The 26,038-nt window shown below is 72.1% G+C and carries 23 protein-coding genes and 2 pseudogenes; 7 read left to right on the forward strand and 18 right to left on the reverse strand.

All coding sequences use genetic code 11. The features are described 5' to 3' along the window. Positions 1 to 9: 9 nt before the first annotated feature. Positions 10 to 429: pseudogene (locus tag ACZ7LT_RS22960) on the reverse strand (helix-turn-helix transcriptional regulator); the annotation flags it as partial. Positions 430 to 435: 6 nt separating this feature from the next. On the opposite strand from ACZ7LT_RS22960, the pseudogene ACZ7LT_RS22965 reads away from it, so the two are divergent. Further along, positions 436 to 702 (forward strand): annotated as a pseudogene (locus tag ACZ7LT_RS22965) (MFS transporter); the annotation flags it as partial. Between the two features lie 185 nt (positions 703 to 887). On the opposite strand, the gene ACZ7LT_RS22970 reads toward ACZ7LT_RS22965, so the two are convergent. The 3 genes from ACZ7LT_RS22970 to ACZ7LT_RS22980 are packed head-to-tail and all read right to left on the reverse strand — an operon-like array spanning position 888 to position 3,711. Further along, positions 888 to 2,078 (reverse strand): dipeptidase, encoded by a 1,191-nt coding sequence (locus ACZ7LT_RS22970; RefSeq protein WP_471237944.1) that lies wholly within the window; start codon positions 2,076 to 2,078, stop codon positions 888 to 890. Further along, entirely contained in the window at positions 2,075 to 2,596 is a 522-nt protein-coding gene (gene purE / locus ACZ7LT_RS22975) for a 5-(carboxyamino)imidazole ribonucleotide mutase (protein WP_078513532.1), read from the reverse strand. The genes ACZ7LT_RS22970 and purE overlap by 4 nt, the downstream gene beginning before the upstream one ends. Continuing rightward, the gene (locus tag ACZ7LT_RS22980) at positions 2,593 to 3,711 is read right to left on the reverse strand and encodes a 5-(carboxyamino)imidazole ribonucleotide synthase (RefSeq protein ID WP_471238348.1); all 1,119 of its coding nucleotides are present in this window, start codon (positions 3,709 to 3,711) and stop codon (positions 2,593 to 2,595) included. Before ACZ7LT_RS22980 ends, purE begins: the two co-directional genes overlap by 4 nt. 187 nt (positions 3,712 to 3,898) lie before the next feature. Between ACZ7LT_RS22980 and ACZ7LT_RS22985 the strand changes: the two genes are divergently transcribed. After that, positions 3,899 to 4,417, forward strand: coding sequence for a GtrA family protein (locus tag ACZ7LT_RS22985; protein WP_471237945.1), 519 nt, complete (start codon positions 3,899 to 3,901; stop codon positions 4,415 to 4,417). A gap of 28 nt (positions 4,418 to 4,445) precedes the next feature. Here ACZ7LT_RS22985 and ACZ7LT_RS22990 read toward each other — a convergent pair whose 3' ends face one another. Together ACZ7LT_RS22990 and ACZ7LT_RS22995 are read right to left on the reverse strand one after the other, a co-directional pair. After that, a complete protein-coding gene (locus tag ACZ7LT_RS22990; protein WP_471237946.1) occupies positions 4,446 to 5,723 on the reverse strand; it encodes an ATP-binding protein in 1,278 nt (425 codons plus the stop codon). A 203-nt stretch (positions 5,724 to 5,926) separates the two neighbouring features. Beyond that, positions 5,927 to 6,604, reverse strand: coding sequence for a response regulator transcription factor (locus ACZ7LT_RS22995; protein WP_471237947.1), 678 nt, complete (start codon positions 6,602 to 6,604; stop codon positions 5,927 to 5,929). 414 nt (positions 6,605 to 7,018) lie between these two features. On the opposite strand from ACZ7LT_RS22995, the gene ACZ7LT_RS23000 reads away from it, so the two are divergent. Beyond that, positions 7,019 to 8,542, forward strand: coding sequence for a peptide MFS transporter (locus tag ACZ7LT_RS23000; protein WP_471237948.1), 1,524 nt, complete (start codon positions 7,019 to 7,021; stop codon positions 8,540 to 8,542). A 77-nt stretch (positions 8,543 to 8,619) separates the two neighbouring features. Here the strand turns inward: ACZ7LT_RS23000 and ACZ7LT_RS23005 are convergent, their stop codons facing one another. The 6 genes from ACZ7LT_RS23005 to ACZ7LT_RS23030 form a co-directional block, all read right to left on the reverse strand. Continuing rightward, the gene (locus tag ACZ7LT_RS23005) at positions 8,620 to 9,960 is read right to left on the reverse strand and encodes a hypothetical protein (protein WP_471238349.1); all 1,341 of its coding nucleotides are present in this window, start codon (positions 9,958 to 9,960) and stop codon (positions 8,620 to 8,622) included. A 14-nt stretch (positions 9,961 to 9,974) separates the two neighbouring features. Continuing rightward, positions 9,975 to 11,024 carry a hypothetical protein gene (locus tag ACZ7LT_RS23010; protein ID WP_471237949.1) on the reverse strand — a complete coding sequence of 350 codons (1,050 nt, stop codon included), beginning with the start codon at positions 11,022 to 11,024 and terminating at the stop codon, positions 9,975 to 9,977. Continuing rightward, positions 11,021 to 11,926 carry a COG1470 family protein gene (locus tag ACZ7LT_RS23015; protein ID WP_471237950.1) on the reverse strand — a complete coding sequence of 302 codons (906 nt, stop codon included), beginning with the start codon at positions 11,924 to 11,926 and terminating at the stop codon, positions 11,021 to 11,023. The genes ACZ7LT_RS23010 and ACZ7LT_RS23015 overlap by 4 nt, the downstream gene beginning before the upstream one ends. Before the next feature lie 16 nt (positions 11,927 to 11,942). After that, on the reverse strand, positions 11,943 to 12,638 hold the full coding sequence (locus ACZ7LT_RS23020; RefSeq protein WP_471237951.1) for a peptidase: 696 nt from the start codon (positions 12,636 to 12,638) through the stop codon (positions 11,943 to 11,945). 147 nt (positions 12,639 to 12,785) lie between these two features. Further along, positions 12,786 to 13,235: an ATP-binding protein gene (locus ACZ7LT_RS23025; RefSeq protein ID WP_471237952.1), complete on the reverse strand. Its 450-nt coding sequence runs from the start codon at positions 13,233 to 13,235 to the stop codon at positions 12,786 to 12,788. 90 nt (positions 13,236 to 13,325) lie between these two features. Continuing rightward, a complete protein-coding gene (locus tag ACZ7LT_RS23030) occupies positions 13,326 to 13,694 on the reverse strand; it encodes an STAS domain-containing protein (RefSeq protein ID WP_471237953.1) in 369 nt (122 codons plus the stop codon). A 235-nt stretch (positions 13,695 to 13,929) separates the two neighbouring features. Between ACZ7LT_RS23030 and ACZ7LT_RS23035 the strand changes: the two genes are divergently transcribed. The 4 genes from ACZ7LT_RS23035 to ACZ7LT_RS23050 all read left to right on the forward strand — a co-directional run bounded on the left by ACZ7LT_RS23035 (position 13,930) and on the right by ACZ7LT_RS23050 (position 19,316). After that, entirely contained in the window at positions 13,930 to 14,823 is an 894-nt protein-coding gene (locus tag ACZ7LT_RS23035) for an RNA polymerase sigma factor SigF (protein ID WP_471237954.1), read from the forward strand. Between the two features lie 170 nt (positions 14,824 to 14,993). Further along, entirely contained in the window at positions 14,994 to 16,139 is a 1,146-nt protein-coding gene (locus ACZ7LT_RS23040) for a DegT/DnrJ/EryC1/StrS family aminotransferase (protein WP_471238350.1), read from the forward strand. Further along, the gene (locus ACZ7LT_RS23045; protein WP_471237955.1) at positions 16,132 to 18,330 is read left to right on the forward strand and encodes a lipopolysaccharide biosynthesis protein; all 2,199 of its coding nucleotides are present in this window, start codon (positions 16,132 to 16,134) and stop codon (positions 18,328 to 18,330) included. Before ACZ7LT_RS23040 ends, ACZ7LT_RS23045 begins: the two co-directional genes overlap by 8 nt. 110 nt (positions 18,331 to 18,440) lie before the next feature. Continuing rightward, on the forward strand, positions 18,441 to 19,316 hold the full coding sequence (locus ACZ7LT_RS23050) for a glycosyltransferase family 2 protein (protein ID WP_471237956.1): 876 nt from the start codon (positions 18,441 to 18,443) through the stop codon (positions 19,314 to 19,316). 272 nt (positions 19,317 to 19,588) lie between these two features. Here the strand turns inward: ACZ7LT_RS23050 and ACZ7LT_RS23055 are convergent, their stop codons facing one another. The 6 genes from ACZ7LT_RS23055 to ACZ7LT_RS23080 form a co-directional block, all read right to left on the reverse strand. Then, positions 19,589 to 20,161: a dihydrofolate reductase family protein gene (locus ACZ7LT_RS23055; protein WP_471237957.1), complete on the reverse strand. Its 573-nt coding sequence runs from the start codon at positions 20,159 to 20,161 to the stop codon at positions 19,589 to 19,591. Positions 20,162 to 20,278: 117 nt separating this feature from the next. Then, the gene (locus ACZ7LT_RS23060; protein ID WP_471237958.1) at positions 20,279 to 21,418 is read right to left on the reverse strand and encodes a glycoside hydrolase family 26 protein; all 1,140 of its coding nucleotides are present in this window, start codon (positions 21,416 to 21,418) and stop codon (positions 20,279 to 20,281) included. Beyond that, entirely contained in the window at positions 21,415 to 21,813 is a 399-nt protein-coding gene (locus ACZ7LT_RS23065; protein WP_471237959.1) for a hypothetical protein, read from the reverse strand. Before ACZ7LT_RS23065 ends, ACZ7LT_RS23060 begins: the two co-directional genes overlap by 4 nt. Positions 21,814 to 21,815: 2 nt before the next feature. Continuing rightward, a complete protein-coding gene (locus ACZ7LT_RS23070) occupies positions 21,816 to 23,831 on the reverse strand; it encodes a hypothetical protein (RefSeq protein ID WP_471237960.1) in 2,016 nt (671 codons plus the stop codon). Further along, positions 23,831 to 24,634 (reverse strand): polysaccharide deacetylase family protein, encoded by an 804-nt coding sequence (locus ACZ7LT_RS23075; protein WP_471237961.1) that lies wholly within the window; start codon positions 24,632 to 24,634, stop codon positions 23,831 to 23,833. The genes ACZ7LT_RS23070 and ACZ7LT_RS23075 overlap by 1 nt, the downstream gene beginning before the upstream one ends. A 14-nt stretch (positions 24,635 to 24,648) precedes the next feature. Then, positions 24,649 to 25,947 (reverse strand): glycosyltransferase family 2 protein, encoded by a 1,299-nt coding sequence (locus tag ACZ7LT_RS23080; protein WP_471237962.1) that lies wholly within the window; start codon positions 25,945 to 25,947, stop codon positions 24,649 to 24,651. Positions 25,948 to 26,038: the final 91 nt, after the last annotated feature.

Raw genomic sequence — 26,038 nt, forward strand, 5'->3', positions numbered from 1 at the left:
GGCCGTCCGTCAGGTGCGGCGCTGGTGGGCGCCGGGCGTGTAGCCGTACGCCCGGCGGAAGACGTCGATGAACGCGCTGGTGGACGACCAGCCGCAGCGGTGGGCGACCGTGGTCACCGGCAGGCCGTCGGCGAGCATCCGCAGCGCGTGGTAGAGCCGCAGCTGGGTGCGCCACTGGGGGAAGGTCATGCCCAGTTCCCGGCGGAAGAGGCGGCTGAGGGTGCGTTCGCCGGCTCCGGTCGCGGCGCCGAGGGCCGCCAGGGTGCGCTGGTCCGCGGGGTCCTCGCCGAGCAGAGCGCAGACGGCCGCGAGGCGCGGGTCGGTGGGCGTCGGCAGCTGGACCGGCTGCTGCGGTGAGGCGCGCAGCTGGTCGAGGAGGACCGCGCGCAGCCGCCGCCGCTCGGGGGTGTCGTCCTGGGGGCCGCGGGTGCAGGCTCGCTGCACGTCACGCTCGGCCAGGACTATCTGCCGCGCCGGATCGGCACCGCGTCCGGAGTCACGCTGGGCCTGACGGTCGGCGTCGGCGGCCTGTTCGGCCCCCTGCTCGGCCTCCTCGCGGACGCGACGTCCCTGCGCACGGCTCTCGCCTCGCTGATCGCGGTGCCGGCGGTGGGCTGGCTGCTGCTGCGGGCCGTGCGTGAGCCGACGGCCTCACTCGGCGAGGCAGTGTCTCCCCCACCCCGCCCCTCCCCGAAACCCTGACGGGACCTGGGGGCGGCAGCTTCGCGCCGCGGGGGTGGGCGGAGGGAGGCCCTGGACTCCGGTCCCGTAGCCCCGGGGTCGGCGGCTTCGCGCCGCGAGCGGGGGGGGCCGGGGGCGGGGAGGGCAGACGCCCGGGGGCTCCACCCCCGTACCCCGGCGCGGCAGCTTCGCGCCGCGCGCGCCCCCTACCCGTCCAGCTCCTCCAGCGTCGCGTTCGACGGTCCCCTGACCGCCCCCACCGCCCTCGCCGTCGACTCCGCGTCGCGGAGGACGCGGACCGCGTTGTGCCAGGTCAGTTTTGCCAGGTCGTGGTCGGACCAGCCGCGGGAGAGGAGTTCGGCGATCAGGGTCGGGTACGTGGAGACGTCCTCCAGGCCCGCCGGGGTGAAGGCCGTGCCGTCGTAGTCGCCGCCGATGCCGATGTGGTCGATGCCCGCGACCTCGCGCATGTGGTCGAGGTGGTCCGCGACCGTCGCAGGGGTGGCCAGGGGGCGGGGGTGGGACGACTCGAAGGCGTGGTGGACCGCCATGGCGCGGTCCGTCGTGTCCAGGGGGTGCAGGCCGTGCGCGCGCATGTTCTCGTCCGCCCGGTGGGTCCATTCCACCGCCTCCGGCAGGATGAACTTCGGGACGAACGTCGCCATCGCCACACCCCCGTTCGCCGGGAGCTGCGCGAGCACGTCGTCGGGGATGTTCCTCGGGTGGTCGCAGACCGCCCGCGCCGACGAATGCGAGAAGATCACCGGCGCTTCCGTCGTCGCCAGCGCGTCCCGCATCGTCGTCGCCGCCACGTGCGAGAGGTCCACCAGCATGCCGAGGCGGTTCATCTCTCGGACGACCTCGCGGCCGAAGGGGGACAGGCCGCCCACCCCCGGCTCGTCCGTCGCCGAGTCCGCCCACGCGATGTTGTCGTTGTGCGTGAGGGTCATGTAGCGGACGCCCAGCGCGTACAGCGCCCGCAGCGTCGCCAGCGAGTTGGCGATGGAGTGGCCGCCCTCCGCGCCCTTCAGGGAGGCGATACGGCCCTGCGCCCGCGCCGCCTCCATGTCGTCCGCGGTGAGCGCGGGCGCCAGGTCCGCCGCGTACCGGGCCAGGAGCTGGTCGACGGCGTCGATCTGCTCCAGCGTCGCGCTGACCGCCTGGTCGCCGGCGAGGTCGCTGCGTACGTACACCGACCAGAACTGCGCACCGACCCCGCCCGCCCGCAGCCGGGGGAGGTCGGTGTGCAGCCGTCCTGTCTGGTCCGCGGCGACGTCCCGGCGGTCCAGGTCGTAGCGGACCTGCTCGCGCAGCGCCCACGGCAGGTCGTTGTGGCCGTCCACCACGGGGTGCTCGGCCAGCAGGGCACGCGCCTGAGCCAGGAGCTCCTGGGTCACTTGGCGAAGCCGAACGCCGCCGAGCCCTCGACCTTGGCCCGCAGCCGCTTGCCCTTCTCCGTCGCCTGCTCGTTCAGCTCCTGCTGGAAGTCCTGCATGCGGGCCAGCAGGTCCGCGTCCGAGGTCGCGAGGATCCTCGCCGCCAGCAGGCCGGCGTTACGGGCCCCCGCCACGGACACCGTCGCCACCGGCACGCCCGCCGGCATCTGGACGATCGACAGGAGCGAGTCCATGCCGTCCAGGTACTTCAGCGGGACCGGGACACCGATCACCGGCAGCGGGGTGACCGAGGCGAGCATGCCGGGCAGATGGGCCGCCCCGCCCGCGCCCGCGATGATCGCCTTGAGGCCGCGCCCCGCGGCCTGCTCGCCGTACGCGACCATCTCGCGCGGCATCCGGTGCGCGGAGACGACGTCGACCTCGTACGCGATCTCGAACTCGTCGAGGGCCTGGGCAGCGGCCTCCATGACCGGCCAGTCGGAGTCCGACCCCATGACAATGCCAACGACAGGACTCATTCGGTGATCGTTCCTCGCAGATAGCCGGCGGCGTGACGGGCGCGCTCCAGCACGTCGTCGAGGTCGTCGCCGTAGGTGTTGACATGCCCCACCTTGCGGCCGGGCTTCACGTCCTTGCCATACATATGGATCTTGAGCTGGGGGTCCCGGGCCATGCAGTGCAGGTACGCGGCGTACATGTCGGGGTAGTCGCCCCCCAGAACATTGCACATGACCGTCCACTTCGCCCGGGGGCGCGGGTCGCCCAGGGGAAGGTCGAGGACGGCCCGGACGTGGTTGGCGAACTGCGAGGTCACAGCGCCGTCCTGGGTCCAGTGACCGGAGTTGTGCGGGCGCATCGCCAGTTCGTTGACGAGGATCCTGCCGTCGGTGGTCTCGAAGAGCTCCACGGCGAGGTGGCCGACGACACCGAGCTCCTTGGCCACCCGCAGCGCCAGCTGCTGGGCCTGGCCCGCCAGCTGCGGGTCGAGGTCCGGCGCCGGGGCGATCACGGTGTCGCAGACACCGTCGACCTGGCGGGACTCGACCACGGGGTACGCGACGGCCTGGCCGTGCGGGGAGCGGACGATGTTCGCCGCGAGCTCGCGGACGAAGTCCACCTTCTCCTCGGCGAGGACCGGGACACCGGCGAGGAAGGGGTCGCGGGCGTCCTCCTCGGAGCGTACGAACCACACCCCCTTGCCGTCGTAGCCGCCGCGCACGGTCTTCAGGATCACGGGGAAACCCCCCACCTCCGCCGCGAAGGCCGCCGCGTCGGCGGGGTCCTTCACGATGCGGTGGCGGGGGCTGGGCGCACCGATCTCGTCGAGCTTGGCGCGCATCACCCCCTTGTCCTGGGCGTGCACCAACGCGTCGGGCCCCGGCCGGACGGGAATGCCGTCCGCCTCCAGGGCCCGCAGGTGTTCGGTCGGGACATGCTCGTGATCGAAAGTGATCACATCGCAGCCGCGCGCAAAGTCACGCAGCGTGTCCAGGTCGCGGTGGTCGCCGATGACGACCTCGCTGACCACCTGGGCCGCCGAGTCCTGCGGGGTGTCGCTGAGGAGCTTGAACTTGATGCCGAGGGGGATACCCGCCTCGTGGGTCATACGGGCGAGCTGGCCGCCGCCGACCATGCCGACTACCGGGAACGTCACCCTCTTAGGGTATCCGCCGAGTCGCGGCGCTCCACATCCTGTGCTTTGTCACAGGTCCGCCACGCGTTTAAGCCCGTCCTCAGGCGAGCGCGCGGGGGGCTGGTTAGCATGGCTTGGTTGACGGGACCCCGTTGACGCAACCGACCGGACGGGCTGAGCAATCACCATGAGTGAACGAAGCGCACTGCGTGTGCGGCTTGATCAGCTCACGCGCGAGTTCGCCAAGTTCGGCGCGGTAGGTGGTGTCGGGCTCCTGGTGGACCTCGGCGTGTTCAATCTCGTACGCCATCTCACCGATCTCCCCGTCGTCCGGGCGAGCATCATCGCCACGGTCGTCGCGATCGGTTTCAACTATCTGGGCTTCCGCTACTTCACGTACCGGGACCGCGACAAGAGCGGCCGGACGAAGGAGCTGACGCTCTTCTTCCTGTTCAGCGTCATCGGTCTGGTGATCCAGAACGGGGTGCTCTACGCGGCGACGTACGGCTTCGGCTGGGACACCCCGCTGCAGAGCAACGTCTTCAAGTTCCTCGGCATCGGGATCGCGACCCTGTTCCGCTTCTGGTCGTACCGCACGTGGGTCTTCCGCGCGCTGCCCGCGCGTGAGGCGGTCCAGGCGGCTGAATCGTTCCTGGAGCAGCGCACCCCCGCCACGCGGGCGGCCGAGCCAGACCGGGTCGGCTGACCCCGTATCCATCCGTACCCACCCGGATTCAGCGGACCGTCCGGGGCTCCTCCTCGTCCCGGCCGCGCACCTCACGGCTGAGGAAGAGCGCGAAGACCGGCGGCTGCTGCTGGAGGAGTTCCAGCCGCCCGCCGTCCGCCTCGGCCAGGTCACGGGCGACGGCGAGGCCGATGCCGGTGGAGTTGCGGCCACTGATGGCCCGCTCGAAGATCCGCGCGCCGAGGTCCGCCGGGACGCCCGGCCCCTCGTCGGTGACCTCGATCACGGACTGGTTGCCGGTGACGCGGGTACGCAGGGCGACCGTGCCGCCTCCGTGCATGAGTGAGTTCTCGATGAGCGCCGCGAGCACCTGGGCGACCGCGCCCGGGGTGCCGACCGCGCGCAGACCGACCTTCCCGGAGCGGACGATCGCCCGGCCCGCGCTGCGGTAGACCGGCCGCCACTCCTCGATCTGCTGCTTGATGACCTCGTCCAGGTCGAAGGCGACCGCGGAGCCGGTCCGGGGATCGCGGGCGTTGGTGAGCAGCCGCTCCACGACGTCGGTGAGCCGCTCGACCTGCGTGAGCGCGACCGTCGCCTCCTCCTTGACGGTCGCCAGGTCGTCGGTGAGCGAGACCTCCTCCAGCCGCATGGAGAGCGCGGTCAGCGGCGTACGGAGCTGGTGCGAGGCGTCCGCGGCGAGCCGGCGTTCGGCGGTGAGCATCCGGGCGATCCGCTCGGCGGAGGCGTCGAGGACGTCGGCGACCCGGTCCAGCTCGGGCACGCCGTACCTCTTGTGCCGGGGCCGTGGGTCGCCGGAGCCGAGCCGTTCGGCGGTCTCGGCGAGGTCGGTGAGCGGGGAGGCGAGTCTGTTGGCCTGGCGCACGGCGAGCAGGACGGCCGCGATCACGGCGAGCAGCGCCACCGCGCCGATGATCAGCAGAGTGCGGCCGACCTCCGCGGTGATCGTGGACCGGGACTCCTCGACGGTGACGGTCACCCCGCGCTCGCCGTCGGCGGAGCCCCGGATCACGCTGCCCTCGGGGCGGGTGCCGATCTCGATCGGGGCCCGGCCGGGGATCGTGATCAGCGCGTACCGCTTGGCGCCGGGCCCGCGGCTCTGCTCGGTGAGGATGCCGGGGTTGACCGGCTCCCCGCCGACGAGCCGGCTGTCGACGATGCTGGCCAGCCGTACGGCCTCGGTGTCGACGCTCTCCTGGGCGCTGGAGGAGATGGTGCGGGTCTCGACGATGACGAGGGAGACCCCGAACACGGCGATGACGACGAGCACCACGGCGAGCGTGGAGTTGATGAGCCTGCGGCGCACGGTCGGTCCTCCGGGCGGGGGTGACGGTCTTCCCCGTCGAGCCTAGGCCCCCGCCGAGCGTGCTCTCCCCGGCCGGAGCCGGCCCGGGCGCCAAGCGGTCTTGTCGAAGCGCGGTGCGGGATCGCGCCCCAAAGGGGCGTGGGGAACTGGTCGACCAGCCCCCACCGGCGCGCAGATGACGCACCCGGCTTCCCGCGGAGCGCTCAGCTCTTCTCGAAGCGGAAGCCCACGCCGCGCACGGTCGCGATGTACCGCGGGTTGGCCGCGTCGTCGCCGAGCTTCTTGCGGAGCCAGGAGATGTGCATGTCGAGCGTCTTGGTCGACGACCACCAGGTCGTGTCCCAGACCTCCCGCATCAGCTGGTCGCGGGTGACGACCCGGCCCGCGTCCCGGACCAGGACGCGCAGCAGGTCGAACTCCTTCGCCGTCAGCTGGAGCTCCTCGTCGCCCATCCAGGCGCGGTGCGACTCGACGTCGATCCGGACGCCGTGGGTGGCGGGGGCCGGGGCGGGCTCGGTGGCGCCGCGCCGGAGCAGGGCCCGGACGCGGGCGAGGAGTTCGGCGAGCCGGAACGGCTTGGTGACGTAGTCGTCGGCCCCGGCGTCGAGGCCGACAACGGTGTCGACCTCGTCGGCACGGGCCGTCAGAACCAGGATCGGGATCGTGTGCCCCTCCGCGCGCAGCCGCCGGGCGACCTCCAGGCCGTCCATGCCGGGCAGCCCCAGGTCGAGCACGACGAGATCGACTCCGCCCTGCAGGCCGGTGTCGAGGGCGGCGGGCCCGTCCTCCCGTACCTCGACCTCGTATCCCTCTCTCCGCAGGGCGCGGGCCAGCGGTTCCGAGATGGATGCGTCGTCCTCGGCGAGCAGTACACGGGTCATGGGGTGATGGTAGTCCGCACGGTCCGCGGCCTGTGGGGTGATCCGCCTTGCCTGGGGTAGAGGGGTGAGAACCCTACGTACACCTTGGAATTAGCGATGTTGGCTCCAGCAATACCTGTGATCCATCTCTCAAGTCCTTCCATTTCCGGCACTGTCGTGACGTAGAGTGGTCAGGCACTAAACGGGGACCTTTGGCCTACTTCGGTAGGCCAGGGGTCTCTTTTGTGCGCAAGGCCGGCTTTGCCAGTCTTGCGCACGGTGAAAGACCTCTGGGCCGGGCTCCGTGACGCGAGGATGTGTCAGGGGCGTGGATCCCGGTGCGGGACGCGGATCAGCGCTCCGGCCGGTGCCGGCCTCCCCCACCGGGCGTGACAGCTCACGAAGCGGCACGTCCCGAGCAAGCAAGGATCGACCATGGCGTCCAGCCTGACGAAGGACTCGGCCAGTACCACCGGCTCCGAGAAGACCTTCTTCGGCCACCCCCGCGGCCTGGCCACTCTCTTCATGACCGAGACGTGGGAGCGCTTCTCCTACTACGGCATGCGTGCCCTTCTCGTGTACTACCTGATCTCGGGTGGTCCGGACGGGAAGAAGGCCGGCCTCATGGACGGCGGCCTCGCCATGGACCTGGCCACGGCCACGGCCATCTACTCGGTCTACGTGTCCATGGTCTATCTGATGGCCATGCCGGGCGGCTGGTTCGGTGACCGCGTCTGGGGCGCCCGCAAGACCGTCACCATCGGTGGCGCCGTCATCATGACGGGCCACTTCGCGCTCGCCGTGCCGGGCCAGGCGATGTTCTTCGTCGGTCTCGCGCTGGTCGCGGCCGGTTCGGGTCTGCTGAAGGCCAACATCTCGACGCTGGTCGGCCACCTGTACGACGGCCCCACGGACCCGCGCCGCGACGGTGGCTTCACGCTCTTCTACGTCGGCATCAACCTGGGTGCCTTCGTCGCTCCGCTCGTCATCGGCACCGTCGGTGAGAGCGTCAACTGGCACTACGGCTTCGCGCTCGCCGGTGTCGGCATGGCGCTGGGTCTGGCCCAGTTCCTGATCGGTACGAAGCACCTGAACCCGAAGAGCAACGTCGTCCCGAACCCGATCACCGCCGAGGAGCGCAAGGCCATCCTCGTCAAGGTGATCGGCGCGACCCTCGTCGTCGCCGTCTTCTACGCCGCCGTCGTCGGCATGGGCCTGTACACCCTGAACTGGGCCCTGGTCCCGATCACCCTCGCCGGTCTGATCATCCCGATCGCCGTGCTCGCCCGGATCAAGCGCGACAAGGACCTGTCGTCCGCCGAGCAGTCGAAGATGAACGGCTACATCTGGTTCTTCGTGGCCGCCGCCATCTTCTGGATGATCTACGACCAGGGCGGCTCGACCCTGTCGGCGTTCGCCAAGACGCACACCGCGGGCGAGATCTTCGGCATCGGCTTCCCGGCCACCTGGTACCAGTCCCTGAACCCGCTCTACGTCATGGCGCTGGCCCCGGTCTTCGCCTGGCTGTGGCTGTGGCTGGCCCGCAGGAACCAGGAGCCGAACACCATCGTGAAGTTCGCGATGGCCCTGGTCCTGGTCGGTGCCTCGTTCTTCGTCTTCGTCGTGCCGATGGGCATGGCCGGTGACGGTACGAAGGTCAGCCCGATGTGGCTGGTGTCGATCTACATGATCCAGACGATCGGTGAGCTCTGCCTCTCCCCCGTCGGCCTCTCCGTGACCACGAAGATGGCCCCGGCGAAGTACGGCAGCCAGATGCTGGGTGTCTGGTTCCTCGCGGTGACCGCGGGCGACTGCACCACCGGCATGCTCGCCATCGCGGGTGTCGACCTCAACGGCACGACCGTGATCGCGATGGAGGCGCTGCTCGCCGTCGCGGCCGGTTTCGCGATCTGGATGTACCGCAAGAAGGTCCAGGCGCTCATGGGAGAGGTCCACTGACCCCCTGACACGCCACGAAGGGCCGTCGCACCGGGTTCGGTGCGGCGGCCCTTCGTCGTGTTTCTCAGTGGGGTCCGTCAGCGGCGCAGGCGGGCCCATGGGGTGAAGGTGAACACGGCGCCGCCGAGCAGGATCACCGTGCCCGCGACCAGGGCGAGGGCGCGCAGGGCGCCGTCGTTCTCGGCGCCGGTGTTGGCCAGTCCGCCGCCGGAGCCCGAGCCCCCGCCGGAGCCCGAGCCGCCGCCGGTCGTCGTGTCGCCGCCACCCGCGGCGCCGCCGTCCTGCTTGCTGGTGTCGAGCTCCAGGGAGGCCTGGACGGCGCCCTTGACCTGGCAGGGGATCACGATCGGCGAGCCGCCGAGCGAGACGTTGATGGTCAGGGTGCCGGGGCTGAGGGTCGACTTGCCGGTGGCTCCGGGCTTGTACGTGCCCTTCATGTCCGGCAGGTCGACCGGCTTGCCCTGCTCCAGCGGGGCCGGGTTGGCGGGGCCGTCGACCTTGACGGTGCCGCTGTCGGCGCCGCCGAGCTTGACCGCCATGGAGGGCTTGAGCGCTCCGGCGGGCAGCGGGGCGGGGCTGTTCATGACGCCCTTGGCGGTCTTGACGGTGAGGTCGTAGCTCCCACCGTTCTTCTTGGCGCTGACGGTCACCTTGGAGGTGATGTTCGCCGGGCCGGGCTGCTGGCAGGAGAACTGGACCGCGACCTCCTTGCCGGGGAAGTCGGTCTGCCCGCCGCTGCCGCCGGAGCTGCTGCCGCCCGACGTCGTGGTGCCGCCGGAGGTCGTCGTACCGCCCGACGAGCTGCCACCGGACGTCGTCGTACCACCGGAGCTGCTGCCCCCGGAGCTCGTTGTGCCGCCGGAGGTCGTCGTACCGCCCGAGGAGCCACCGCCGGCCGTGACCTTGATCGTCGCGCCGACGGCGACCGTCTCCTTCGGCGAGCACTTGGTGTCCGTCGACATCGGCTTCGAGACGTTGATCGTGTACTTGTCCGGCGTCAGCGTGATCTCGCCCGCCTTCTCCAGCTTCAGCTTGCCCTTCATGTCGGGCAGCTTCATCGGGCTGTTCTTCGGGATCGGCGGGTTCTGCCGCGGCCCTTCCATGGCCAGGGTGCCGCTCGCCGCGCCGCCGAGCTTGACGACACCGGTGGGCTTCACCGTGTCCTTCTCCAGGTCGAGGATGTCGGGGTTCTTGGACGCGGCCTCGACCGTCTTCCACACCACCTCGACCTCGTCGCCGACCTTGGCCTCCGCCGGTGCGGTGATGAGCACCTTGGTGGTGCCCTGCACCGGCGGCATGCCGGAGATCGCGGGCGGAATGCACTCGGTCTTGTAGGCGACCTCGGCGGCCTGCGCGGGGCTCGCGGCCAGCATCATCCCCGCGCCGCCGAGCATCAGCGCGACTCCGGCCGCGCTCATCCTCCGTTGCGTGCTCACGAATGTCCCTTCGTCGTCGGTCGGTTCTCTGACGGTGCGGAGTCAGGGGTGAACCACGGCAGGGCCGTGGTCGGGGCCGTGGCGGCCGGTGGGTCCGGCCGTTCGGCCGGCCGGGGCTGGCCCGTCCGGTTCCGGTGGCGCGCGGCGCCGCGGTGCGGGGTGCGGGGCCGTACGCGGTCCACCACCGCCATGCCGATGCGGAAGATCCCGGCCGGGACGACGACCGCGAGCAGCAGCCAGAAGAGCGTCACGCCCCACGGCCGCCCCACTCCCCAGGGCTGCTCGACCAGCACGGTCCCGGCGTACCTCACGGAGACCTGGTAGTCGCCGTGGGCTCCGGCCGACAGCTTGACGGGCAGCTTGACCAGCGCTTTCTTGCCCGGCTCGATGGTGCCGCGCCACTGCCGCTCCTCCCAGCGGGGGGCGTAGACGCCGTGCGCGGTGCCGACCTGGAAGACCGGGTCCTTCACCGGGGCCGTGCCGAGGTTGCCGACGGTGAAGACGATCTCGCGGCCGGCGGGGGCGCCGAACCAGACGAGCAGGCCGGACGACCCTTCGAGCCGTACGGTCGCCAGGACCGCGAGCCGGCCACCGTCCGACGGGCGCGGCAGCGGGGCGACGGGATGTCCGGCGACGGTGAAGGCGGCGTCGACGGTGTCCTGCTGCCCGGTGACCCCGGCGACGTGCACGGCGCAGGGGCAGGGCTTGGGCGGCTCGGCCACCGGCATTTTCTGGCTGAAGGCGCCCTTGGCGTCGACGGTGGCGGCCCGGCCCATCGCGTTGGCGCAGGAGTTGGTGCCGCCGATGACGCCCTTGCCGGGCTCGGCCTGACCGCAGATCAGCAGCATCAGCAGGGCGCCGGGTTTCCAGCCGGTGCCGCTGACGGTGATCTCCCCGCCCTTGCCCGCCTCCTGCTGGGAGAGGGTCACGGCGGGTGCGGGGTCGGCGGCGGACGCGCTTCCGGCGGGCAGGAGCAGCAGCGCGGGCAGCAGCAGGACGGGCAGCAGGAGCGCCCGCAGGAGTCGGGCTCCGGTCGGCCGGTTCATCCGCGTGCTCCTCCCGCCGTCACCAGATCCCGCTCCGGGACGTCGGCTGCCACCGGCTCCGGGCGCCGCCTGTCCCTCCGTACGGGCCGTACGAGCCGGGTGAGCCGCGTGAGCCCGACCGCGGCCGCGGCGAGTCCGGCCGCCGTGCCCAAGGCAGCCGGCCAGGTCACGAACAGCGCCCCGGTCTCGGCGCGCGCCTCGGCCGCGCCGGACGCCGTGACCGTCAGCCGGACGGTGACCGTGTCGAGGGCGGGGGCGCCCGGCCAGGGCTCGGTGCGGGCGACGCGCTCGCCTGGGCGCAGGGTCAGGGGCAGCGGGCGCGCGGGCCGGTCCAGGGCGGCGAAGAGCCCGTCGGCGCGCACGGCGAGCCGCGGGGCGAGGGTGGTGTTGCCGCGGTTGACCAGGGTGTAGTGGATGGTCCCGGAGTCGGCGTCGACGCGGACGTCCTCGACGCCGACGGCCGCCAGGGCGGGGCCGCGGACCCGCAGGTGGAGCCGTACGGTGATCGCGCGGCCGCCGGCGCTCGCGGTGAGCGTGCCGGGGTGGTCGCCGGGGGCGGTGTCAGCCGGGACCGTGACGGAGAACGGGACCGTGGCGCGGGTGCGGGGCGGGACGGTCACCGTCTCCGCGGCGAGCCGTGTCCAGGCGGTGGCCCGGAGCCGTACGGTCAGGGGGCGGGTGTCCGGGTTGGTGAGCGTGAGCCGGTCCGGGAGCACGGTGCCGGGTGTGCCTTCCAGATAGACGTACGGTCGGGTGCCGCCCTGCCCGGTCTCGGGGGCGGCGGTCCAGGCGGGCCCCGCCGCGGCCGCCGTCGGCGCCAGGACCGCCAGGACCGCGAGGCCCGCGAGGACAGCGCGGAGCAGCGCGGTGGCGGCGCGGGTGGGGACGGCTCGCGCGGGCATGCGCCCTCCTGGTGGGTCAGTTCGCCCGGCGCGGGCCGCGCCGGGTCAGCCAGAGCACCCCGGCCGCGCCGGTCAGCAGCACCGTGCCGCCGAGGGTGCCGAGCGCCGCCGCGGAGTCGAGCGGGCCGGTCTTGGGCAGCTCCCCGGCGGCGCCCGCCGTGCCTGACGAGCCGCCCGAGCCGTCCGATCCGCCGGTGCCGCCGGCCTTGACGACGTCGAGCTCCAGGGAGGGCTTGGGACTGTTGGAGGGCTTGCAGGTCGCCGCGTCCATGCCGAGGGCGTGGACGATGAGCGTCCCGGCGGTGAAGGTGACCTTGCCGGTCCCCTTGGGGGTGTACGTACCCGTCAACTGCCCGATTTTGATGGGGGTGTTGGGCGGGATCGCGGCCGCGTTGGGGACGCCTTTGACCTTGACCGTGCCCTTGTCGGCGCCGCCGAGGATCAGCTCGGCACGCGGGGTCATGACGCCTTGGGGCAGCTCGATCGGGCTGTCGGAGACGCCCTTGTCGAAGGACATGGTGATCGTGTAGCCGCTGCCGCTCTTGACGGCCCTGATGTCGACCGGCGAGACCGCGCTCTTGGGGCCGATCTTCGTCTCGCAGGCGTAGTTGACGTCGACGACGGCGGCCTGGGCCGCGGGGGCGGGCATCAGTACCACCGAGCCCGCCGCTGCCGCCGCGAGGGCCACAGCTGTCCTCTTCCGGTACGTCACCTCAAGCACCCCTCACGCCGTAGTTACTGACGGCACATCAGATTGGGCGTCAAGGTACGCCTGGGGTCTTGTAGAAGGAAGACAAGAAGCGCGCCCTGTTGGCGCGTTTTCAACGAGTCCCGCGGGCCGCTTCCGTGCGGCGGCGGGCTAGGCCGGAGCGGCGAGCTCCGCCCACACGGTCTTGCCCGGCGCTCCGGGCGTACGGACAACTCCCCAGTCCAGGCAGAGCCGTTGGACGATGAACATGCCGTGGCCCCCCGGGCGTCCGGCGCGGTGCGGGGTTCGGGGGGCAGGGTACCCGGCGCCCCGGTCGGTAACTTCGAGCCGCAGCACCTTGGCGGTGTACGAGACGCGCAGCTCCTCGGGTCCCTCGGCGTGCAGGCAGGCGTTGGTGACGAGTTCGGAGACGACGAGCAGGACGTCCTCCGCGGCAGCCCGGCGGTCGGCGGTGGCGGCCGGCAGCCAGCCCCAGTCGTAAAGCGCCTGCCGGGTGAAGTCCCGGGCCAGCGGAACGATGCCGCTCGCACTGCCCAGCGCGAGGCTGCGCAGCTGCCCGTCGGCCGCGCCGTTCGGCGTGTGCTCCCGGGTGGTGTCCATCAGCGCTTCACCTCACCGCTTCACCAGTTCGCCATTACTGATCAGGACTCGAATTCGATTCGGAGTGCGGGTGCCCAGCGACCCGCGCATTCAATCTGCGAGCGCCGCCTCGAGCGAGTCATGGACGGTGAAGACCGCCTCCGCTCCGGTGATCTCGAAGACCCTGGCAACGACCGGCCCCATCGCGGCGAGATGGACCCCGCCCCCGGCGGCTTCGGCCTGCAGGCGGGCTCCCAGCAGGACGTTGAGCCCGGTGGAGTCGCAGAATTCGAGCCGTGAACAGTCCACGACGAGGCGTGAGCGTCCTTCGGCGATCGCCGTTTCAAGTGGCGAACGCAACAGTTCGGCGGTGTGGTGATCGAGCTCACCCACCGGCGTGACGATCTCGCTCGTTCCGTGGGTCCGGACCTCGACCAGAAGTCGGCCCCGGTTCGCCGATCCGACCGTGCCGCGGTCCATGTACGCCCCTCTTCGCCGATGATCGTGGACTTCGTTGACGTCCGGAGAACACTACGCCTTCTTCACACGTTCTGGCACCGGTGCAGCACCACACAATAAGACAATCCGGACATTTAACACTTGCATCTCTCCATGTCGAGCGGGTAGGGCTAGTAGGGACACAACCAACACGGCCGGCCACGGAGGCGCCGCACACCGCAGCAAGGAAGGCATCGGCTGCCTTATGCCGAGAACGATGGAGGAGACCATGTCACCCCGGCTCGACGCCCCGCGTACCCCCCACCACCACGCGCCGTCGGCAGCAACTCCGCCCGTATCCCCCGAACTTGCGGATCTCCCCGAGATCCCTCCGTTCGACGAAGTGCAGCCGCTGGACGCGCGGGCACTGTCGAAGACGCTCTTCGCCCGCCTCGAACGGCTCGAAGAGGGCACGCACGACTACGCGTACGTCCGCAACACACTCGTCGAACTCAACCTGGCCCTGGTGAAGTTCGCCGCCACTCGGTTCCGCTCCCGCAGCGAGCCGATGGAGGACATCATCCAGGTCGGCACGATCGGCCTCATCAAGGCCATCGACCGTTTCGAACTCAGCCGCGGCGTCGAGTTCCCGACGTTCGCGATGCCGACCATCGTCGGCGAGATAAAGCGCTTCTTCCGTGACACCTCGTGGTCCGTGCGCGTCCCGCGCCGGCTCCAGGAGCTCCGTCTCGACCTCGCCAAGGCGGGCGACGAGCTCGCCCAGAAGCTCGACCGCGCGCCGACCGTCGGCGAGCTCGCCGAGAAGCTCGGCATCAGCCGTGAAGAGGTCGTCGAGGGCATGGCGGCGAGCAACGCCTACACCGCCAGCTCCCTGGACGCCCAGCCCGAGGAGGACGACTCCGAGGGTGCCCTCGCCGACCGCATCGGCTACGAGGACCACGGCATCGAAGGCATCGAGTACATCGAGTCGCTGAAGCCGATGATCGCCTCGCTGCCGGCGCGCGACCGGCAGATCCTGTCGCTGCGCTTCGTCGCCGGGATGACCCAGTCCGAGATCGGCGAGGAACTCGGCATCTCCCAGATGCATGTGTCGCGGCTGCTCTCCCGCACCCTGGGGCGGCTCAGGAAGGGCCTGACCCTGGAGGAGTGAGCCGGACCGCCCGGTCCCCCGGGCACCGTCACACCGTCGAAGGAGCCTGCCCCCGCACCGGGGGCGGGCTCCTTCGCGTTATTGACGGGCAGTCCGGAATGGGCCACATTGAGCCCGGGGGATCAGGGGGGAATCTGATGGTTTCTGCGTACGCGGAACTGGAACACCTGATGCGGGGCCGGCTCGGCAGGGAGTGCCTGTACGTGCCCTCCTGCCGCTTCGGTCTCTATCTGGCGCTGCGCCACTGGTGCGCGCCCGGAGGACGGGTGCTGATGTCACCCGTCAACGACGACGTCATCTTCTTCGTGGTGCTCGCCGCGGGGCTGCGCCCGGTGCAGGCCCCGCTGGACGCGCGCGACGGCTCCATCGACGCCGCGGCGGTGCCCGAGTCCGTCTGGCAGGGCCTGTCCGCCGTCCTCACCACCAATCTGTACGGGAACCCCGACCCGGCGCCGAGCCTGCGGGCCCACTGCGACCGGCTCGGCATCCCGCTCCTCGAGGACGCCGCCCACGCCATCGGCAGCGAGAGCGGTGACCGGCCCGTCGGCACCCACGGCGACGCGGCCGTCTTCAGCCTCTCCAAGCACACCGGCGCCAAGACCGGCGGCTTCCTCGCCTTCGCCGACCCGGCACTGCGCACCGAACTGGCCGCCGCCCGCGACGAGTTGCTCCACCCGACCCGGCTGCCGGCCGAACTCGCCTATCTCGTACGCCCGTACGCCGAGGCCACGGTCCGCGGACTGCGGCTCGTACGGGCCGCACGCGCCACCATGCGGCTGCTCGGGATGGACGAGCGCGCCGAGATCCGGATGCCGCTGCGTCCCGGAGAGCTCAAGCAGGCGGTGACGGCCGCGCCCGGCCTCGCGCCCTTCCACTCCTGGGTCCGCGTCGACATGCACGACTACCGCCTCTCCCCCGGCCGCGGCCGGATCCGCCGCACCACCCGGCTCCTGGACCGGCTGGACACCACCCTCGCCGCCCACCGGGCGGGTACGGCGACGCTCCTGGACAGCCCCTGGGGCGCGCCGGGCCCCGGCCCCGTACAGCCGCTGTTCCGGGTGCCGCTGCTGGTCGCCGACCGGGACGCGGCCATCGCCGCGCTCGCCCGCCGCCGCCTCACCACCGGCTACCTCTACGATCCGCCGCTCGACGACTACGCCGCCTCCTTCACCGAACCGTCGCCCGCCCCCGCTGCGGCCCGCTGGTTCGCCCGGCACGCCCTGCCGGTGGATCCGCGCCGCGCGGAGGAGGTCATCGAGGTCCTGCGCGCCTCCGGCGCCGAGCCCGCCACGCCCCAGGGCCCGGACGGTGGCTGAGACCGTCCGGCTGCGCGAGCCGGACGCCGGGGACGGCGCCGAGCCGGAGAGACCGGCCATGGACCCGGACGCGCCGAAGGCGCGGGACGCGGACGGCGGCAGCGAGTCGATGTTCCGCAACGCCTACGCGCTCATGCTGTCCACCGGCGTCTCCGCGGCGCTCGGCCTCGGCTTCTGGCTGGTCGCCGCCCGCTACTACAGCGAGGAGGCCGTCGGGCAGGGCTCCGCCGCCATCGCCGCGCAGCGGCTGCTCGCCTCGATCACGGCGACCACGATGATCGGCGCGGTCGTGCGGTACGTACCGCGGGCCGGGCGCGCCACCGGGTCGCTGGTGCGCCGGATCTACCTGGTCAGCTCCGTCGTGGTGGCCCTGGCCTGCGGCGCCTTCCTGCTCACGCTCGACCTGTGGGGGCCCTCGTACGCGCCGCTCGGCACGCTGAGCGCCGGGCTGTTCTTCACCGCGTCCTGCGTCGGCTGGGCGCTGCTCACGCTCCAGGACGGCGTCCTGACCGGGCTGCGCCGGGCCATCTGGGTGCCCGTCGGCAACGCCGTCTTCTCCGTCGGGAAGCTGCTGCTGCTCGTCGCCTGCGCCACCGCCCTGCCCGTCCTCGGCGTCTTCGTGTCGTGGTCGGCGGCGATCGCGCTGTCCGTGCTGCCGCTGGCCTGGCTGGTCTTCCGCCGGCTCATCCCCCGGCAGGCGCGCGCGGACCACGACCGCGAACCGCCCGCGATGCGGGAGATCGGCCGCTTCATGGCCGGGGACTCGGTCGGCGCGCTCTTCAGTCTCGCCATGATCAACCTGCTGCCGGTGATGGTCGCCGTCCGCTTCGACGCCGCCCACAACGCCTTCTTCTACACCGCGTACACCGTCGGCGGCACGATGGAGTTCATGGCCATCAACATGGCCTCCTCACTGACCGCGCACGCCTCCCACAGCCCCGACAGCCTCGCCCAGGGCGTGCGGGGCGCGCTGCGCCGGATGGCGCTGCTGCTCGTCCCCGTCGTCGCCTTCCTGATCGTCTTCGCCCCGCAGATCCTCGCCCCCTTCGGCCCCGACTACGCCGAGCACGGCACGATGGTGCTGCGGCTGCTCGCCGCGGCCGCGCTGCCCCGGGTCGCCGTCGAGCTGTACATCGGGGTGCTGCGCGTCCAGGGCCGTACGGGCATGCTCGCCGTCCTCCAAGGCGCCATGTGCCTGCTGGTCCTGGGCAGCGCCACCGTCCTGCTCGGCCCGCACGGCATCTCAGGCGCGGGTCTGGCCATGCTCGGCTCGATGACGCTGATGGCGGTCCTCTCGGCGCCGGGGCTGCGCGCCGCGCTCGCCGGGCGGGAGCCGAGGCGGCGCCGCCCCCGCAAGGGAGCGGCGGCCGAGTACGGCACGAGCTGGGCGCGCCGGGCCGCCGAGGGCCGCGCCGCGTCCTCGGAGGAGATCTACGGCACCGACTGGGCACGCCAGACCGCGTACCTACGGGGCGCGCACGACACGGCGACGCCCGCGTTCGGCATACCGGTGTACGTCCCCGAGCCGCCGCGGTCCATCGGGCGCGCCGAGGCCGACAGCGACGAGGGCTGGCTGACCAGCTGGCTGTGGCTGCTGCTCGCGCTGTCGGCGGGCCTGTTCTGGATCCCGCTGTCCCGGGCGCAGGACCTGTCCGAGCGGCATCTGTCCGGCGTCCAGCTCCACGAGGCGCTGCCGCCGATCACGCTCACCGCCGGCATCCTGCTGATCGTCGTGCACAGCGCGGCCGTCTCGCTCCAGCGCGTACGGCCGGTGCTGGTCTCGTCCGTACTGCTGGTGACGTTCCTGGCCCTGCACACCGCGCCGCTGCTGCTGGGGATCCGGCCCGACCCGGCGTCGGGCCCGCTGACCGGTCCGCTCGCCGACTTCCTGGCGCAGGCGGCCGGTCTGGACTCCCCCGCGGGGGTGCTGCGGGCGCTGCCGCTCGCCCTTCAGGCGCTGTGCCTGGGCCTGGTGGCGGTGGCGCTACGGGCGCTCGGGGTGAGCGAGCGGGCGACGGCGTGCGCGGTCTGGCTCCTGATGGTCGCGGGCTGGGCGGCCCAACACGCCTTCGCCACGGCCGCGCTGCCGGTGTTCGTGTGCCTCGGCGTGACGGCCGTGGCGGCGCTGGCGGCGGGTCGGGCGCGGGCGGGACGTACGGGGTCAGGACGTACGGGGCCGGGGCGCGGGTGACGGTCATGTGCGGCGGCGACGGCGAACGATGGCTCCCGAGACCGGTGTCAGCTCCGGCGGCGGTACCCTCGCCGTTCACCTGTTGCCGGCTGAGGAAAGTGGTGGTGGTCGTGGCCCGGCCGCGTGTGGGTGTCGCCGTGCTGACCATGGGCGACCGGATGCCGGAGCTGTTGGCGCTGCTGGAGTCGGTGGCCAAGCAGGACGAGTCCGCGACGCGGATCGTGGTGGTCGGTAACGGCACGGTCCTGGCGGGTCTGCCGGACGGTGTGACCGCGGTGGAGCTGGACGAGAACCTGGGGGTGTCCGGCGGCCGGAACGTCGCCTGGCGCCGGCTGAGGGACTTCGGGGACGTGGACGTCCTGGTGGATCTGGACGACGACGGCCTGCTCGTCAAGGCCGATGTGTTCCGGCGGATCGCGAACCTGTACGAGGCCGACGGCCGCCTGGGCATCGTCTCCTTCCGGATCGCGGACGAGACCGGTACCACCCAACGCCGCCACGTGCCCCGCCTGCGGGCGAAGGATCCGATGCGGCGGGGCCTGGTGACGACGTTCCTCGGCGGCGGTCATGCTCTGTCGATGCCGATGCTGGAGGAGACCGGGGGCTGGCCGGACGCCTTCTTCTTCACCCATGAGGAGACCGACCTGGCCTGGCGCGCGATCGACCGCGGCTGGGACGTCCTGTACGAGCCTCAGCTGGTCCTCCAGCACCCGAAGACCTCGCCCGCCCGGCACGCGGTGTACTACCGCATGACCGCCCGGAACCGGGTCTGGCTGGCCAAGCGGCATCTGCCCGCCCCGCTCGTTCCCCTCTACCTCGGCGTGTGGCTGGCGCTGAGCGTGGCCCGCACCAGATCGCTGTCGGGGCTGCGGGCCTGGTTCGCCGGCTTCACCGAGGGCATCCGGACGTCCGGCGGCCCCCGGCGCCCGATCCGCTGGCGGACGGTCGGGCGCCTGACCCGGCTGGGCCGGCCTCCGGTCATCTAGGCGACGCTGGTCTCCCGCAGCCAGCCGGGAAGGGCGGCCGGGGTTTCCCGGAGCCACTTCACGTAGTGGGCTACTCCCTGGGAGATGGTGACCTTGGCGGGGCGACTTCCTCGACAGCGCCGAAGGCGTACGGTCCGTGAAGATCAGCGACGCACTTACCGACCTACGCGTACGCCTCACGCGCTACGGCACAACACCTGGCGTGGCCGAGTTGGACAGCCGGGCGGCCGTGCTTCTTGGCGACACGTAGGCGAACCTGGCACGGCGAACCGTCAGCGGACGACGTCGAAGACGTTCTTCTGCAGGCCGTTGGCGTAGGTCTCGTGCTCGATCAGCTTCAGCTTCTGGGTGTCCTTGTCCGTGGCGCTGAAGAGACGCTTGCCCGCGCCGAGCAGGAGCGGGAAGACGAGCAGGTGGTAGCGGTCGATCAGGCCCGCGTCCGAGAGGCCGTGGTTGAGGGTGGCGCTGCCGTGGATGATGATCGGGCCGCCGTCGGTCTCCTTCAGGGCGGCGACGTCGTCGAGTGAGCGCAGGATCGTGGTCTCGCCCCAGTTCGTCACCAGGTCGGCGTCGGTGAGGGTGGTGGAGACGACGTACTTCGGCATCACCTTGTAGTCGGCGAACTCCTCCATGCCGGGCCACACCGGGCTGAACGCCTCGTAGCTGGTCCGGCCCAGCAGCATCGCGGTGGCTTCCTTCTGCTCCCGGTCCTTGATCTCGTAGGCCTCGGGGAGGAACTCGACGTCCTTGAAGGTCCACCCGGAGTTGCGGTAGCCGGGCTCGCCACCCGGGGCCTCCATGACGCCGTCGAGGGAGATGAAGGCGGTGCTGATCAGCGTACGCATCTGAGGTTCCTCTGTGTCTCGTGTCCGGCTCTCGGCAGTCCTTGCGACTACCCGCATGAACTATGACTGCCGATCGCGGGAAAACTCATCGGCCGCCGCCCGTCCCCCTCCGGCGGCCTATCGGTTCGGGACGGGCTGCGCGAAGTACCGGTCCTGTCCCGCCGTGCGATATCCCTCCAGACCAGGGCCGCCGTTGACGGTCAGGTCGCAGCCACGGCCGGGGACCGAGCGGTTCCAGTGGACCAGCGCCCGGGCCTTCGGCAGGGTGCGGACCACCTCCGGGATGGCGGTGTACCAGTCGCGCTGCCGGTCGGCGTCGGCCGGGTCCGGGACGGTGGCGAACTCCGCCAGCATGACCGGTTTCGTCGCCGAGACGTTGGCCAGCAGCCAGTCGTAGGTGGGCCGCTGGCTGCGGTCGAAGTCCTTCCAGTCGGTGGTGTCGTGGCAGACGAAGTAGTTGTACTGGTCCATGCCGATCCAGTCGACGTAGGCGTCGCCGGGGTACAGCTGCTTCATCAGCGCCGCGCTGCCGAGATAGCCGGAGACCGTCCACACCCAGACCACGTTGTCGGCGCCGAGCCGCTTGAACCGGTCGTGCAGGTGGCGGTACGCGGCGACGTACTCGGCGGGCGTACCGGCGCCCTCCTTGATCCGGGCGTCGACCTCCTGGTCGAAGGAGAGGAAGACGCGTTTGCCGTAGGCCTTGATGCGGCGGATCTGCGGGTCGAGGATCTCGGTGTCGTACCGCCCGGAGGCGATGTTCTTCCAGCCGAGCTGGGTCTCGGTGTATCCGGCGTGGTGCGGCTCCTTCCACACCGTGGACTCCCAGGCGAGCATCAGCATCCGGTCCCGGCCAAGGACCTGCTCGTCGGGGGTGAGAAGCGTTCCGTCGAGCTCGTTGCCGGACATGTCGTGGTACGTGTAGACGAGGTCGAGCCGGCGGCCGATCTTCTTCTCGAAGGCGTGGACCGGCTCGGTGAGGGAGCCTTCGGCGTCGTACGGGATGTACGCGCCCCACCACGCCCCGCACGGCGGCACCAGCTTGGCGTCGGGGGCGCAGGGCCCCTCGGGCGGCTTCCCGGAGACGGCGTTGCGGGGCAACTCGCCCGCCGCGGGGCGGGCGTCGTCCCCCTCTCCGCCGGAGCGGGTGGCCCATAGGCCAAGACCGGCGATCAGCGCGGCGACGGCGACCAGCACGGCGGCGGTGTACGCCGGCCGGTGCGGCAGTCGTCCGCGCGGGGCGTGGCGTCCGCTCATCGGCCACCGCCGGCCGAGCGTTTGACACGCGTGCGCTCCACGGCGCCGCGGGTGGCGGCGGGCAGCGGCAGGCCGGGCATCAGGGCGACGACGGTGGCGAAGGCGGCGAGCGGGATGAGGAACGCGGTCGCGGAGAACGCCTCGACCAGGAAGAGGGAGGTGGCGGTGAGCGTGGCGAGGGAGAGGCTGATCGGCGCGGCCAGCGCGAACGCCTCCAGACGGGCGCCGGGGCGCAGCCCGAGCGGCTGGGGGTGGAGCAGGGCGAGGCCGGGTCCGAAGCAGACGAAGAGCAGCACGGGCAGCCAGCGCAGCGGTGAGCCGCCGGGCAGCAGGCTCGCCGCGAGGGCCACCCACCCGGAGACGGCGACGGCTCCTCTGATCCGGTTCTGGGCCATGTTCACGGTGTACCGCCTGAGGTAGCTGGGGCCGGTGAGGCTGCTGGGGTCGCTCCGGGAGCTGGGCGCGCCGGGACCGCTGCGGGCGCCGGCGTGTAGGCGAGGACGATTCCGTACGGGTGTTCCTCGACGGTCGTGAAGAGCGGGGAGGCCTTCAGCCGCGCGCGCAGGGTCGCGAAGCCGCCCGGCGGGAGCAGGCCCTCGCCCGCCGTGTAGATGTCCTGGGTCCGGGTGAGGACGACATGGGCCGTGGTGCCGGGCGGGATCCCGTCGGCGAGATACCGGGCCGGGTCGGCGAGCATCTTCTCGTTCTCGGGCAGCTCCTGCTCGGCGAAGAACCAGTGCTCGACCTGGTCGTAGCGGTGCAGCGCCTGCGGGAAGGAGCCGGAGGTGGCGAGGATGAGACCGTCCCTGGGCAGCCGGTCGATGGCGCGGGTGACCAGCCGCGTCTCGGCGGGCGGGGTGTAGTACATCGTCTCCTTGCCGTAGTACGAGGGCAGGAAACCGGCCGCCAGGGCGACGAGGACGACCGGCAGGGCGACGGCCGCGGTCCGGCGCCGGGCGAGCCCGCCGCGGCTGCGGTGGGCGCCCGCGGTGGCCGGCACCAGCGCCGCCGCGGCGAAGAACGCGGCCCCGGGCAGCCCGAAGAGGTAGACCCGGAAGAGCATTTCGCCGCCGTAGTCGTTGACCGCGAAGAGCGGGACAGGCGCGATCGAGACCAGCAGCAGAGGCAGCGCGCTGCGGGTCAGCCGGCGGCGGCCGAGGACGGCGATCCCGGCGAGCGCGACGACGGCGAGGACCATGGCGATGTTGGCCCGCCCGGCCAGCTCGGGGCCCGGTCCGGTGAGCTGGCCGGCGTATCCGGCGCGGGAGTTCTCGGTCAGCTCGCCGATCGACTCGCGCAGCGTGCCGAGCGTCTCCAGGAACAGCGGCCGCCCCATCGTGAGGTCCCAGGTCAGCATCAGCAGCCCGGCGACGACCAGCAGACCGTAGTTGCGGTAGCGACGGGTGAGGCTGAGGACGAACAGAGCGGCGCAGAGCATGACCGGTGTCAGCTGGTGCGCGGCGTTGATCGCGGCGATCAGCGGGGCGAGGATCACCACACAGACCGCGCGCTGACGGAGGCCGGTCGGCGGCGGCACGGCGGCCGCGGCCGGGTCGAGATACGCCCGGTCGCGCAGCCGCCCCGCCGAGCCGGGCCGTACGAAGTGCCGCAGCACGACGGCGAGTACGGTCAGGTGCAGGACGTACGCGAAGCCCTGCGGCGCCAGATAGTCCTGGCCCACCCAGTTGGCGAGCTGGAAGATCCAGACGGCGGTCCACACCAGCCGCCAGTCCTCGGTGAAGGTGCGGTAGATCAGCACGAGCACGGGCAGCGTGATCAGACCGAGGACGATCGGCGCCCAGTTGAGATAGACGGCGGTGGACTCGACGCCGAAGGCGCGGACGAAGGCGGCGTTGAGGGTGAAGAAGCCCGGCCACTGGTCGTAGGCGGACATGTTCCCGGACAGGGCGGCGTTCGGGCGCAGCTCACCGGCGCCGAGGATGGTGTTGACGACGGCGTCGTGCTTGGAGGCCCAGGGGTAGCGCACGGAGTCGTACAGCACGGCCGGAGGCGCCTTAAGCGCGACGAGCAGCGCGACACAGTGGGCGAGCGGCCAGCCCGGCGAGGTCCCGGCGCGCCGCAGCGACACCAGGAACCCGGCGGTGAGGACGAGCAGGGAGGCGTAGAAGGCGGCGGGCAGCCGGTCCAGGAGCCCGTAGTCGCCCATGGTGCGGAAGTCGATCCGGGGCAGGGCGAACACCCACAGGCCGAGGCCGAGCAGCAGCAGGGCGGGCGGCAGCCAGGCGAGATCGGGCACGCCGGTGCGTCGCGCGCGTGACGGGGGCGTGCCGCCGCCGTCACGCGCGGGCCCCGGCGGCACGCTGCTCGCCGGCCCGCTGCCCGCCGACACACTGCTCGGCGGCCCGCTGTTCGGCGGCACCCGGCCCTGGAGCTCCTCGGACACGCGCTTCATCACCCCGCGAACTCCACTCCGCGCACCAGCGCGCGCGTCCGCCGGTAGAGCCGCCAGCCGACGGTCGGCAGCGAGTCGGGGTACGGCGCCGCCTTCGCGCCGCGCCCCTCCATCCAGGCCACGATGTCGGCGACGGTGTGGCTGCGGCGCAGGATGAGCCGGGCGATGCGGTAGGGCTCGTCCCGCTGGGAGCTCAGGGCGTGGCGTACGGCGACCGCGGAGGCATACCCGGCGTCGAGGGCGGCCCGGCGCACGGCCCGGCTGTTGTAGCCGTGCGGGTAGGCCAGATGCTCCACCTCGTGCCCGAGGACGTCTTCCAGAACCGCCTTCGATTCCCTCAGCTCACGGCGGACGGCCCCGGCGGGCAGGGTGTCGAGCTGCGGATGGGTGACGGTGTGGCCGCCGACCTCCAGGCCGTACTGCTCAAGGAGCGGCGCCTGCCCCAGCGCCATCATCGGCGCGGGCGGCAGCAGACTGGCCCGGCCCGGGGTGATCGCGCCGGTCGTCAGATAGGCGGTGGCGGGCAGGGAGCGGGAGGCGAGCGCCTCGGCGGTCGGTCCCGGCAGATCGGCGAAGCCGTCGTCGAAGGTCAGTACCACCGGCCGCTCGGGCAGCTCGCCCCTGCCCGCCAGATGGTCGGCGAGCACGCTGATGGGCACGGCGGTACGCCCGCTGGCCACGACCGCGTCGAGCTGCACCGCGAACTGCCGTGGCGTGACGGTGAATTCGGCGATCCACTCGGGCGGGTCCTCCATCACGGCGTGGTAGAGGAGCACGGGGATACGAGGAGTACGAGGAGTCATCGCGCCTCCCGGGGTCATCGCGCCTCCCGGCGGAATCTGGTGCCGCGCGTGCGCAGGCGGGTGCCGCGCGTGCGCAGGCGGGTGCCACGCGTGCGCAGGCGGGACTTGGCGTACCCGAGGGGGCCGTACAGCATGCCGCGCCGCTCCAGCCGCGACAGGCTGCGCGGCCAGGGGTGCTGCTCGGCGTGTGCGCCGGGGACGTGCCCGGTGCCCTCGCGCCGCGCGGTCATGTTCCGGGCGTGGACGAGCCCGCGCGGGAGGCGGGCGAGCAGCGCGGGCAGCAGGGCAGGGCGACGTACGAGCAGCGCGGTGAGGTACGCGGTGAGCCCGGCGCCGTAGCCGTAGGCCTGGTTGCGCAGGTCCTGCCAGGTCTCGCGGTGGTGGTGCCAGACGAGGGCGTCGGGGGTGTACCGCAGCCGGAACCCGGCGGCGAGGACGGCGACGAAGGCGTACAGGTCGTCGCCGCCCTTGGCGGGGGTGCCGGTGCCGGTGGCCGGGTCGAAGCCGCCGACGGCCCGCAGGGCGGTGGTACGGAAGGCCATGTTGGCGCCGGAGCCGAAGCTGCCGGCCGTGAAGGGGAACAGCGGCTCGTCGGCGGGCGGCCGGGCGGGGTCGTAGTGGCGGGGCGCGAAGCCCTTGGCGAAGCCGCCGTGGCTTTCGAGCAGGATCTGCGCCGGGGTGGTGAGCCGGGCGGGCAGGATCAGGCCGGTGACGCAGCCGAGCCTGGGGTCCTGGGCGAAGGGCGCGGTGAGCGCGGTCAGCCACTGCGGGTCGGCGACGACGTCGTCGTCGGTGAAGGCGATGACGGCGCCGTCGGCGACGGCAAGACCGCGGTTGTGCGCGACGGCGAGGCCGGGCACGTCCTCCCGTACGTACCGGACGCGCCCCTGGTACTTGCGTGTGACCAGCTCTTCGGTGGCGTCGGTGAGGGGCGCATTGTCGACGACGACGATCTCGTAGTCGGGGTGGTCCTGGTCGAGGAGCGAGTCGAGGGCCCGGGCGAGCTGGTCGGCGCGTTCGCGGGTGGCGACGACGACGCTGGTACGGGGCAGGTCGCCGTGGGGCTCGGGTACGGGCGGCGGCGCGGCCCGCAGGCGCTCGCGGGCGAGGGCGGCGACGGTGGCGGCGGCGTCCTCACCGGCCGGTACGTGCCCGACGACGGTGGCGGCGGGCCGGCCGCGCAGGCGGACGAGGGCGTAGAGGTCCCCGGCGGTGTCCGCCTCGACGGGCGGCCCGCCGGGCCCGGCCCGGAAGGCGATGATCCCGCCGTCGGGCGCGTCGAGGTCGATCTCGACGACGTGCATGCTCTTCATGCGTTCCCCCCAGAACTGGCGTACGTGCCGTGCGGGCGCGGTGCGGACGGGTCCGCCGGGCGGTGTTGTTCTTCTCGCCGTACGGCCTGTT

The sequence above is a fragment of the Streptomyces sp. NPDC039465 genome (assembly GCF_055639315.1).

Coding starts and splice junctions, on each gene's coding strand:
- purE (WP_078513532.1), bottom strand. CDS start 2,596: ATGAGTCCTGTCGTTGGCATTGTCATGGGGTCGGACTCCGACTGGCCG.
- ACZ7LT_RS22980 (WP_471238348.1), bottom strand. CDS start 3,711: ATGGTCGGCGGCGGCCAGCTCGCCCGTATGACCCACGAGGCGGGTATC.
- ACZ7LT_RS22985 (WP_471237945.1), top strand. CDS start 3,899: ATGAGTGAACGAAGCGCACTGCGTGTGCGGCTTGATCAGCTCACGCGC.
- ACZ7LT_RS22995 (WP_471237947.1), bottom strand. CDS start 6,604: ATGACCCGTGTACTGCTCGCCGAGGACGACGCATCCATCTCGGAACCG.
- ACZ7LT_RS23000 (WP_471237948.1), top strand. CDS start 7,019: ATGGCGTCCAGCCTGACGAAGGACTCGGCCAGTACCACCGGCTCCGAG.
- ACZ7LT_RS23005 (WP_471238349.1), bottom strand. CDS start 9,960: ATGAGCGCGGCCGGAGTCGCGCTGATGCTCGGCGGCGCGGGGATGATG.
- ACZ7LT_RS23010 (WP_471237949.1), bottom strand. CDS start 11,024: ATGAACCGGCCGACCGGAGCCCGACTCCTGCGGGCGCTCCTGCTGCCC.
- ACZ7LT_RS23015 (WP_471237950.1), bottom strand. CDS start 11,926: ATGCCCGCGCGAGCCGTCCCCACCCGCGCCGCCACCGCGCTGCTCCGC.
- ACZ7LT_RS23025 (WP_471237952.1), bottom strand. CDS start 13,235: ATGGACACCACCCGGGAGCACACGCCGAACGGCGCGGCCGACGGGCAG.
- ACZ7LT_RS23030 (WP_471237953.1), bottom strand. CDS start 13,694: ATGGACCGCGGCACGGTCGGATCGGCGAACCGGGGCCGACTTCTGGTC.
- ACZ7LT_RS23035 (WP_471237954.1), top strand. CDS start 13,930: ATGGAGGAGACCATGTCACCCCGGCTCGACGCCCCGCGTACCCCCCAC.
- ACZ7LT_RS23040 (WP_471238350.1), top strand. CDS start 14,994: ATGCGGGGCCGGCTCGGCAGGGAGTGCCTGTACGTGCCCTCCTGCCGC.
- ACZ7LT_RS23055 (WP_471237957.1), bottom strand. CDS start 20,161: ATGCGTACGCTGATCAGCACCGCCTTCATCTCCCTCGACGGCGTCATG.
- ACZ7LT_RS23060 (WP_471237958.1), bottom strand. CDS start 21,418: ATGAGCGGACGCCACGCCCCGCGCGGACGACTGCCGCACCGGCCGGCG.
- ACZ7LT_RS23065 (WP_471237959.1), bottom strand. CDS start 21,813: ATGGCCCAGAACCGGATCAGAGGAGCCGTCGCCGTCTCCGGGTGGGTG.
- ACZ7LT_RS23070 (WP_471237960.1), bottom strand. CDS start 23,831: ATGAAGCGCGTGTCCGAGGAGCTCCAGGGCCGGGTGCCGCCGAACAGC.
- ACZ7LT_RS23075 (WP_471237961.1), bottom strand. CDS start 24,634: ATGACTCCTCGTACTCCTCGTATCCCCGTGCTCCTCTACCACGCCGTG.
- ACZ7LT_RS23080 (WP_471237962.1), bottom strand. CDS start 25,947: ATGAAGAGCATGCACGTCGTCGAGATCGACCTCGACGCGCCCGACGGC.